Source organism: Baaleninema sp., assembly GCF_049974805.1.
Taxonomy (GTDB): domain Bacteria; phylum Cyanobacteriota; class Cyanobacteriia; order Cyanobacteriales; family Geitlerinemataceae; genus Baaleninema.
On sequence record NZ_JBNGCO010000043.1, the window covers coordinates 25,281 to 35,368 of the forward strand.

Genomic DNA, 10,088 nt, shown 5'->3' on the forward strand with positions numbered 1-10,088 from the left:
CCGCTCAAACAAGATAGGTCAACGGCTGTGTGAGATCCCCGGCATCTTGGAGATGCCGGGGATCTGGTCTTTTAATACATATTTTGTAGATTTTGTCAATGCCTAATCTCGAAAAGTTTTCTGCGCCACTCAGGATTTTGCGGTGCGATCGAGTCAAATTCAAGTTAAAGTGAAAACTAAATTCCAAGCTAAAATTGAGTTAAATTTTTAAAATTTTAAAAGTATTCTTGAAGGAGATCGATCGATGTATTCGTCGTTGCTGGCCGCCATCGTTCTTGGATTAGTGGGATATACAGCCGGAGGCGTCAAAATTATCAACCAAGGCAACCAAGCCTTAGTCGAACGGTTGGGGAAATATCATCGAACCCTTAACGCAGGATTGAACATGACCGCTCCGTTTTTCGATCGCATCGTGTGGGAAGATACCATGCGGGAACAGTTTATTGAAATCGAACCACAACGGGCAATTACCAAAGATAACGTTTCTTTAGAAGTGCAAGCGGTGGTTTACTGGCGGATTTTAGACCTGGAAAAAGCCTATTACGAAATCGAAGACGTAGCCGCAGCCATTCAAAATCGGGTCAGTACGATTTTAGGGTCGGAAATCGGACAGCGAGAACTCGATCGCACGGTAACGGCTCGCGGTGAAATCAACCAAGTGATGCTAGAAAAAATGGACGACGAAACGGGAAATTGGGGCGTAAAAATAACCCGAGTAGACGTTCAAAAAATCAAGCCCTCTGAAACGGTTCTCGAATCGATGGAAATGGAGCGAGCGGCGGAAATTAAAAAGCGAGCGTCGATTTTAGAAGCCGAAGGAACCGCCGAATATATGAATCAAATTGCTCGAGCCTTGGAGTCGAGACATAACGCCCGCGAAATCCTACATTTTTTTATCACTCAACGCTACGTTGACTCGACAACCCAACTCAGCAAGAGCGATAATTCTAAAGTAGTCTTTATGGACCCGAAAGCCCTCTCAGAAGCCCTCGAACCCGTTTTGGGCGATAGTTTATCAGATAATATTTCCTCGAACGGTTCGGAATCGGAAAGTTGAGACGATCGGGTGCAGAAATTCCCCATTATCCCCTCATCCCCGACAAGTCTCTCGCAAGTTAGATGAATGCGATCGCGCCATCTCGCTACGAATAGAAATAGATGTAAGTCGCGATCGAATTCTGAATATGATTTCTCACACCGTTTTTAAAAACGACACACTGGAACAGTCCATCGACCATTTTCCTCGCTTTGCCCTTGACGAACAGTTAGCCTTACTGTGGAAGATGCGTTCCTATTTCGAGGCAGCGGTTCGCACTACTGCCGCTGACGAATCGGATACCTTCGCTCGCAATTTATTCGAGAACATTCAAGGCAAATCCTTTGAAGAACAGTGCGAATGTCTGCAAGATATCGCGTCAAACGAGAATACGCAGCTTTCACGAGAGTACGGGGCGTTGTATACCGATAAAAAACTCGTCTTCTGGCATTTAATCGGTCGAGGCGTTGAAGAGGGGTCGATCGCTCCCTTACCAGAAGACTACCACCTCTCGCCCCCCGCCCAAGAATTTCTTCAAGCCTTGGAAGAGGCGAACGCTACGGAAAAACTGGCTCTGTTGCGATGCGTCGTGGAGACGTTAGGCGTGAATCCGATGGCTAGTGCCGTGTTTAGCGTTCCGTAACGCCGATGCCATTTCAACCCCAAACCCCCCGACGGCGAACCCAGTCGGGGGGATTTTGATGATGTCGAGTTCTTCACCAATTAAACGTATTCGGTGGTAGTGTGTCCTTCTACGGGTGCGGCGATGGCTTTCCAACCGTTTAAGCCGCCTTTTAATTCAGCGACGCGATCGAATCCCGCTTCTCGCAGGGAAGTCGCGGCGAGGCGCGTTTCTTCGTCGTCGTTGCCGTAAACGTAGATATCGCGCATCGTCTCGAAGTTCGCTTGGGCTTCGGAGACGAGTTCTGACATGGGAATCGACAGGGCACCGCGAATACTTTCTTTATTAAACGAGTTGCGATCGCGCACGTCGATGATGGTTAACGCGGGTTCGCCCCAGTTCAGACGAGATTGGAGTTCGTCAGCGGTGGCTTCCGCTTCAAAAGGTGCGGGGGTGGGAACGTTAGATTGAGTAAAAGTCATAAATTTGTCAAGCGTTTCAACATTACTTAACACTTAACAAGCTTGACGGAAGGTTGGTATCCCTCTACTGGTAGAGTCTGTTCGCATTTTGTATCTTGCTGGTACGTGGTCTTTTGTATTTTGGGAGTTTGTGCGTTGGCGCGATGCTATCGTTAGTGGAATTCCTTCAACGTCCCGAAACGTAACCTGCCAGCGAGTACATCGGCGGGAAAATCCTTCAAAAACCGATATCAAAGGGAAAACACAGCCGCTACTACTGAAAAATCGCCGCAATTTCCGTACTGAATCCCGGTAACAATGGCGAAGACAAGGTATCGCCTATAAACAGCGTTTCAACCCGGGAAAGTTGAGCTTCCGAACGCCGATAAACTTCTAAGGTTTGGCGTTGCCAACCGACAATCCAATATTCCCAAACGCCATGCAACGAATAGAGTTTTCGCTTAACTTCCTTATCTCGCCGCTCGTTCAGTTCGCCGGGAGAGAGAACTTCTACAATTAACTCAGGCGCAACGATTAAGTGTCCGGCGTCATCAATTCCATTTTCTAGGCTTTCTTTGCGAATCCAAGCCACATCTGGAATGACGGCATCTTGGGGCGAAAAAATAACGCCGGGTGCTTGAAAGGTACTCCCTAACCCGGTTTGTTCCGACCAAATTTCTAAGCGAACGTGCAGTTTTCCGGCGACGCTTTGGTGGCGAAGGTGAGGCGCACGAGTCACGAACAGTTCTCCGTTAACGATTTCGTAGCGTTTCCAACCGCCATCGTCTGGCATGGCGTCGAGGTCTCTTGTAGTCCAGTGCAGAGGGTTGACAACCATCGGTTTTACTGGCGAACTTATTTTTTAGTATAGCATATTTTTATGGTTTTGGCTTGAAAATTAGGATTTTTTTCTATAGCAATTCGAGCTAATTTGTGGTAAGTAACTGTCAGATTTTCTCTCGAAATCTTCGACATCTCTCTTGTCTCTTCAGATCCTATACATCAATTTACAGAAATAGGATGTTACCGCGCCAATCTTAATGTTGATTCTTGTTTTGTAATATCAAACAAAGATTCATATTATTTTAATCCAAAACATTAAATCTTGCATAATACTCAAGACCCTATGTGTCCTCGGGGTGAAACTCCTAAGTTTTAAATACCCGGTATCTCCAAGAAAACCTTTAACGAATAGATTCGACGCTCGGGTCGAAATTGTCCGAACGTCGAGTCTTGTGTTAACGACAAATGGCTAAACCTTGGGGAGTTCCGTTGTCTTTGACGATCGCATACGCATCGAATTCACCACCTTCTAATTCTCCCGTCACGGTCACGCGATCGCCAGGAGCCAAATGACTCGCCGTATTGTCGCCACAAACTTCCCAACTGTCTACGTGATAGTTACGATCGCCCGTGTTGAGGCGGAAACCGTCTTCCCAAACTCGCTCGATAGTTCCCGTTACCGTTAGATTGCGATCGGCGATCTGAAACGAATTGATGCTGTTGCGTTGTGAAACGGATGCTACTGTTGCGTCGTGACGAAGGTTGGCGATCGTCAAACCGGCGATTGTCGGAACGATTAAAAAACCTAAAATTTTCACGAACTTCATCGGTCAAAGCCTCCACTTTTGGAAATATAAAAAACACTCAATCTAAACTCTTCCGTAGGTCAGTCTGTTGAAAAGCAACATTCTTGAGTTTTTGAACTTGGGCATTCAGCAGATTTACAATGTAAATCCACTTCCCTGAGCTACGGTTTTTTGCTTAATTTTGACTTTAATATTCAAAAGTTACGAAATCGTAAAATATATTTTTTTCTTGTGAAATCAAAAAATATAAAAACCTTATATTTAGTTATTTTGGGCAAAATTCACTGGTAATCGGTCGTTTTTACCACCTAATATTTTGGGGATGCAGAACCGGCCGCTCGATCGATGGTTTGAGGTTCGCGAACGCCCGAAAATAAGCATTACAATAGATAGAGACGACGTCGCTACTTTGGGAATGACCGCCACCACCCATCAAACCCCCCTCGTCCAAAACCCAGAACGCCTCGAACGCCGCTTACAGGAAATTCCCGCCGAAGCCGGCGTTTACCTGATGCGAGATGAAGCCGATCGCATCCTCTATATTGGGAAGTCCAAAAAACTGCGATCGAGAGTTCGATCGTACTTCCGCGACTCCCAACAACTGAGCGATCGCATCGCCATGATGGTACGTCAGGCGTGCGATATCGAATTCATCGTCACCGATACCGAATCCGAAGCTTTGGCGTTAGAAGCCAACCTCATCAAACAACACCAACCCCACTTCAACGTCCTCCTCAAAGACGACAAAAAATATCCCTATCTTTGCATCACGTGGTCGGAAGACTATCCCCGCATTTTCATCACCCGAAAACGCCGCATCGCCAACATCAAAGACCGCTATTACGGTCCTTACGTAGATACGCGATTGTTGCGGAGTACCCTCAAAACGGTAAAACGCATTTTTCCCCTGCGTCAACGTCCCAAACCCCTGTTTAAAGACCGTCCCTGTTTAAATTACGACATCGGACGCTGTCCCGGTGTTTGTCAAGAAAAAATCTCCCCAGAAGACTATCGTAAAATCGTGCAGAAAGTGGCGATGGTGTTTCAAGGACGAACTGGAGAACTCCTCGAGACGTTGACGCAACAAATGAAACAAGCCGCCGAACAGTTGGAATTTGAAAAAGCCGCCGCCTTGCGCGATCGAATCCTCGGGTTACAATCTCTCGGTGCAGACCAAAAAGTAGCACTTCCCGACGATCGCATTTCCCGAGACGCCGTAGCCGTCAGCATCGGCGACCGTCACGCCTGCATTCAACTGTTTCAAATTCGCGCCGGAAAACTCGTCGGACGGTTAGGATTTGTTTCCACGCCAGGAGAACCCGGCGCGATTTTACAACGAGTATTAGAAGAACACTACCGCGCGATCGAACCCGTCGCCGTTCCCTCCGAAATCCTGGTTCGTCACGAACTCCCCGAAACCGAACTTCTCGAAACCTGGTTGACACAACGACGGGGACGAAAAGTCACCCTTCAAGTGGTTCAAAGACAGCAAAAAGCCGAACTCTTGGCGATGGTGGAACGCAACGCCGCTTACGAACTGGCGAGAATGCAGCGACAAGACAGCCGCAACACCGAAGCCATGCAGGATTTAGCGGAAATTCTCGATTTGTCAGAACTTCCGCGACGGTTGGAGTGTTACGACATTTCCCACGTTCAGGGTTCCGATGCGGTGGCGTCGCGGGTGGTGTTTCTCAACGGACTCCCCGCGAAGCAGCATTATCGCCGCTACAAAATCCGCAACCCGGAGGTGACAGCGGGACATTCCGACGATTTCGCGAGTTTGGCGGAGGTGATTCGCCGTCGCTTTCGCAATTACGCCAAAATTCCCTCCCCAGAGATTTCGTCGCAGGAAGATTACCCGGATATCGTCGTCATCGATGGGGGAAAGGGTCAACTGTCGTCGGTGGTGGAAGCGTTGCGAGAGTTGGGAATTTTAGACGAGATTTGCGTGGTGAGTTTGGCGAAACAGCGAGAGGAAATCTTCGTTCCGGGGGATTCGCAACCGTTGGAGACGGAGGCGGAACAGCCGGGAGTTCAGTTGTTGCGGCGGTTGCGAGACGAGGCGCATCGGTTTGCGGTGACGTTCCACCGACAGCAGCGAACGGAACGAATGCGGCGATCGCGTCTCGATGAAATTCCGGGGTTGGGGTTTCAACGTCAGAAAGCGTTATTGGCTCATTTTCATGCGATCGAGTATTTAATGCAAGCGACGCCGGAACAGTTGGCGGAAGTCCCCGGAATTGGAATTCGCTTAGCGCAACAGATTTACGAGTATTTTCATCCTTGAAAAGTTGAGGTTTTAGAAAAGTTGAGGTTTTAGAAAAGTTGAGGTTTTAGAAAAGTTGAGGTTTTAAAGTTCGCCACAGAAGACACAGAGAGCCGGGAGAATTAAACGGTTAGAGAGTGCGAATGGCGTCTAGGAGTTCTTTGGGGGAATCGACGGCGAAATCGGGATCGAATTTTGATAAGGCTTCGCGAGAATTGAATCCCCAACTGACGGCGATCGATTTAATTCCCACGTTTTTCGCCGACTCGATGTCGCGGGTTTCGTCGCCGATATAAACGATGCGATCGCGATCGAGGTTTTCCCGGCGTATGGTTTTGCGAAACAGCCGTTCTTTTCCGAAAAGGGTCAATCCCGAATAGACGAAATCGAAATACGGTTCGAGTCCGTTGGCGTTTAAAAATTTACGAACGTTTTTTTTCGAGTTTGAGGTTAAAATTCCCAGTTGAAACCCGGCGAGTTTTAACTCAACTAAAGAAGATTCGATATCTTCAATAGGTTGAAGGCGATCGATGCGATCGCTCAGAAGTCTTTGGGCTTTAAAAATTACCCAAGGAAGCTGAAAATAGGAAATCCCCGATTGCTTCAAGATTTGTCGAGAACTGAGAGTTTTATAATGTTCGACCGCTTCAGGACTGGCTTCAGGATAGCCAAAACTTTCAGCGAGTTCGTTGATAATTTCAACAATGGTTTCTAAAGTGTCCGCGATCGTTCCATCAAAGTCAAAAATAACGGACTCGATCGAGGTTCGATCGAGATCCGCCGTAGGAATCGCGGTTTCCATCGAGAGCGGGATCGATTGACTAGCCATCGTTTTCGTATCGGGTTACAATTCGATTTTAGCGAATCTTGCGATCGATTTTACGCAATTGACCCATCATTAAAATATAGTCGATCGCAGGTATTTGCTATACTTATGAACCCCTGAGCATTTTAACTCAGGAGTTTTGCCGAACGAAGAATTCGACTCAGCATGGCTTTCCTTTAGCCCTGTAGCAGTGGTATTTTAAAAATAAGGTTTTTTTCAAAACGGGCGATGGAGCTCGCCCCAACCGCCTGCAAACCGCCGCAAACGGCACAGTTGAAGGCTGATGGCTCCTACATTTCCAGGTCGAACTGGAGGGTAGGAGTCGTTTTAACCTGCGTTCCGAACCTCCAGACGAGGCCATTCGACTCAACCTCTCAAGGAGAACGGAATGTTAGCCAGTGCTTTATGGATTCTCGCGATGGGCTTTTTCGGCGGTCAAATCGCCCGTCGCCTCGGACTTCCGCCCCTGGTGGGAACCATTCTTATCGGAATTCTCATCGGACCTCAAATCGGAAACGTTCTGAGTCCCGAGGTTCTCGCTTCCGCTGACGATTTGCGAACCGTCGCCGTAACCATCGTACTAATGAAAGCGGGATTGGGACTCGATCGCGACAAACTCGCCCGTCAAGGGTCCGTGGCGTTGCGGTTGGGATTTCTCCCCGCCACCGCAGAAGCCCTCGTCGTCGCCGTCACCGCCACCCTGCTGTTCGGATTCGACGTTCCCACAGGGCTGCTTCTCGGCTGTATCATCGGCGCCGAATCCCCCGCCGTCATCGTTCCGGGGATGTTGCGCCTCAAAAGTCTCGGGTGGGGCGTCGAAAAAGGGATTCCCGACGCGATTTTAACAGGAAGCGCCCTCTCGGATGTCTTGCTGTTGTTAGTGTTCAGCCTGTTGCTGGGATTCCTCGAACAACAGACACAAACCGGGTTGACGCTGGGGGCGATTTCCCTGTCTCCCGTGCAACTTCTCCCCTTACAAGTCCTTCTCAAAATCGGATTAGGCGTGGTTTTCGGCTATCTCGCCGCCCGATTGTTAGTGTCGCTTCTCGTCAAGCAAAATTGGACGCAAACCGCCGTTCAAGACCTATCGATCGCCGCCTGTCTCGCTTTATTTCTAACCCTTGCAGACAAAACAATTCCCATCTATTCCGGCTATTTAGCAGTAATGTCGATGGGGTTTTTCCTCATCGAACTCGACACCCCTTTAGCGCGACGGTTGCGAGGTGGATTCGACGCCCTCTGGACCCTCGCCGAAATCATCTTGTTCGTGTTGTTGGGGGCGACGTTGCAGCTTGAGGTGTTAGAGGCGGTGTTGTTACCGGGGTTGTTGCTGTTAGCGGTAGGGTTACTCGTCGGGCGATCGATCGGTTGGTGGCTGTCTACCCTAGGAAGCGACTGGAACCGCAAAGAACGGCTGTTTCTGCTACCGGGAAACATGGCGAAAGCCACCGTTCAAGCCGCAATCGGCGCGATTCCCCTGGCGCGAGGCATTGAAGGGGGCGATGTTATCTTAGCCTTAGCCGCCTTATCGATTTTAGTAACAGCGCCGTTGGGAGCCTGGGCGACGCAAACCTTTGCGCCGACGCTGTTAAAACGGGGAACCGTCGATCCCACAAAAGTCGCCACCATCGGACGCCCGGTGTTTTTAGCGGCGATCGATACCTCGGAAATGGCACCTCGGGTATTAGCAAAAGCGGCGGATTTAGCCCGTCGCAGCGACGGCGAAGTGCTAGTATTGCACGTGAGCGATCGCCCCCAAGAAGAAGAGTTACAATACTTGCGATCGCAAATTCGACGACTCCTCGCCGACATCCGCCACGAATTCCTCATCTTACCCGGCGTGATTCCCGAAACCATTGCATACATCGCGCGATCGCGCCGCGTCACCGACATCGTCATCGCCAAACAGGGACATCGCGCCTGGGAAACCGTCTTCGTCGGTTCCGTCTCGAAAACCGTCTTAGAAACGAGTGCAGTTCCCGTAGTATTGGTGAACGGAGAAACGTCCTAACCTCAGCGACGGCGGGAAAACCAACCGAAAATGTTAATATCCCCTTGCATTTTCTGAAATTCCTGACGGTGGCGTTCGGCGGTTTCGTGATACCACTGACAATAGGCCTCGAAATCCCGTCGATATCCAACTTCTCGATGAAACTCGCGGGTAACGTGGTGCGTCTCGATTCGATCGTCGAGTTGCGGTGGGGGAACGAAGACGATGCGGTTGATTCCGTCAGACATAGAATTTCTCGGTATATCACAATAATATGTTGACCGGATGATGGGATGATGTGAAATCTCATCATCTCCTCACCTCATCATCCCCTCACCTCATCATCCCATCATCTCCCCATCACGAGGAGAGTCGGGAGATTGGAAGCCCCGTCTCTTCAGAGCGGGGAGGAAAATCGACGCGAGCGGCAATAGAGACCGCCGAGTCCTCGTTTATCTCACCTAGGTGTATAATAACCGGCATGGAACAGCAAGTCTTAACCATTGTCTGTAAACTCAACCCAACTCCAGAGCACCGCGACAAACTCGAGGCAACTCTGGAGGCATTTGCTAAGGCTTGCAATTTTGCCAACCAGACGGTCAACCCGAAAATTACCAACAAGAATCGCATTCAAGGGGAAGTCTACAAAGCGATTCGAGAACAGTTTAAATTAACGGCCAACCTAGCTGTGAGAGCTTGCGCCCGAGTCGCCGCCAACCGCAAAACAGCAAAACTCAAAGACCGACCGGTCAAACAGTTCAAACCCACATCAGCCGACTACGACGCACGGGTATTTTCCTATCGGGAAAAAGACCAAACCGTATCCCCCCAACCCCCCTTTGAAAGGGGGGCGAAGGGGGGATGTCGAGTACGGATTCCGTTGGTCTTAGGAAACTATCAAATTGGCAAACTCAAGGGGAAAACCCCCACCTCCGCTACCCTCTCCAAACATCGAGACGGGAAACTCTATATCCACATCCAAGTCAAAGACGATGTACCGCCACCCCAGAAACCCAAGGATGTTATCGGTGTCGATCTCGGACGTAGAGATATCGCTGTGACCTCCGAGGGACAAAGTTGGAGTGGGGAGCCTGTCAACAGAATCCGAGAGTGGTTCGCCCGAGTTCGAGCCTCTGTCCAAGCGAAAGGCACCAAGGGAGCCAAACGGCTTCTGAAACGGCTATCGGGAAGAGAGAGGCGCTATCAGAGCTGGGTGAACCACAACATATCCAAACAAATCGTTCGTCGCGCCAAGGACACTCAGTCGATTATCGCCCTCGAAGACTTAACGGGAATAC

The 10,088-nt window shown here is 49.5% G+C and carries 10 protein-coding genes and 1 riboswitch; of the genes, 5 read left to right on the forward strand and 5 right to left on the reverse strand.

Annotated elements, in window-relative coordinates; all coding sequences use genetic code 11:
- The first annotated feature begins 244 nt into the window (after positions 1-244).
- A complete protein-coding gene (locus tag ACP5D4_RS10350; RefSeq protein WP_428011549.1) occupies positions 245-1,057 on the forward strand; it encodes an SPFH domain-containing protein in 813 nt (270 codons plus the stop codon).
- 127 nt (positions 1,058-1,184) lie between these two features.
- The gene (locus ACP5D4_RS10355) at positions 1,185-1,679 is read left to right on the forward strand and encodes an orange carotenoid protein N-terminal domain-containing protein (RefSeq protein WP_428011550.1); all 495 of its coding nucleotides are present in this window, start codon (positions 1,185-1,187) and stop codon (positions 1,677-1,679) included.
- A gap of 80 nt (positions 1,680-1,759) precedes the next feature.
- On the opposite strand, the gene ACP5D4_RS10360 is transcribed toward ACP5D4_RS10355, so the two are convergent.
- The 3 genes from ACP5D4_RS10360 to ACP5D4_RS10370 all read right to left on the reverse strand — a co-directional run bounded on the left by ACP5D4_RS10360 (position 1,760) and on the right by ACP5D4_RS10370 (position 3,729).
- Positions 1,760-2,140 (reverse strand): rhodanese-like domain-containing protein, encoded by a 381-nt coding sequence (locus ACP5D4_RS10360; RefSeq protein WP_428011551.1) that lies wholly within the window; start codon positions 2,138-2,140, stop codon positions 1,760-1,762.
- Between the two features lie 253 nt (positions 2,141-2,393).
- Positions 2,394-2,957 carry a Uma2 family endonuclease gene (locus ACP5D4_RS10365; RefSeq protein ID WP_428011552.1) on the reverse strand — a complete coding sequence of 188 codons (564 nt, stop codon included), beginning with the start codon at positions 2,955-2,957 and terminating at the stop codon, positions 2,394-2,396.
- A 400-nt stretch (positions 2,958-3,357) separates the two neighbouring features.
- Positions 3,358-3,729, reverse strand: a complete 372-nt coding sequence (locus ACP5D4_RS10370) for a hypothetical protein (RefSeq protein ID WP_428011553.1) — start codon at positions 3,727-3,729, stop codon at positions 3,358-3,360.
- Between the two features lie 394 nt (positions 3,730-4,123).
- Between ACP5D4_RS10370 and uvrC the strand changes: the two genes are divergently transcribed.
- Positions 4,124-5,995: an excinuclease ABC subunit UvrC gene (gene uvrC / locus ACP5D4_RS10375; protein WP_428011554.1), complete on the forward strand. Its 1,872-nt coding sequence runs from the start codon at positions 4,124-4,126 to the stop codon at positions 5,993-5,995.
- 109 nt (positions 5,996-6,104) lie between these two features.
- Here the strand turns inward: uvrC and ACP5D4_RS10380 are convergent, their stop codons facing one another.
- The gene (locus tag ACP5D4_RS10380; protein ID WP_428011555.1) at positions 6,105-6,803 is read right to left on the reverse strand and encodes an HAD-IA family hydrolase; all 699 of its coding nucleotides are present in this window, start codon (positions 6,801-6,803) and stop codon (positions 6,105-6,107) included.
- A 212-nt stretch (positions 6,804-7,015) separates the two neighbouring features.
- A riboswitch (Fluoride riboswitch) is annotated at positions 7,016-7,100 on the forward strand.
- A gap of 88 nt (positions 7,101-7,188) precedes the next feature.
- On the opposite strand from ACP5D4_RS10380, the gene ACP5D4_RS10385 reads away from it, so the two are divergent.
- The gene (locus ACP5D4_RS10385; protein ID WP_428011556.1) at positions 7,189-8,811 is read left to right on the forward strand and encodes a cation:proton antiporter; all 1,623 of its coding nucleotides are present in this window, start codon (positions 7,189-7,191) and stop codon (positions 8,809-8,811) included.
- Positions 8,812-8,813: 2 nt separating this feature from the next.
- On the opposite strand, the gene ACP5D4_RS10390 is transcribed toward ACP5D4_RS10385, so the two are convergent.
- Positions 8,814-9,038 (reverse strand): hypothetical protein, encoded by a 225-nt coding sequence (locus tag ACP5D4_RS10390; RefSeq protein WP_428011557.1) that lies wholly within the window; start codon positions 9,036-9,038, stop codon positions 8,814-8,816.
- 233 nt (positions 9,039-9,271) lie between these two features.
- Here ACP5D4_RS10390 and ACP5D4_RS10395 point away from each other — a divergent pair.
- On the forward strand, positions 9,272-10,088 hold an 817-nt coding region (locus tag ACP5D4_RS10395), incomplete at its 3' end, for an RNA-guided endonuclease TnpB family protein (RefSeq protein WP_428011558.1).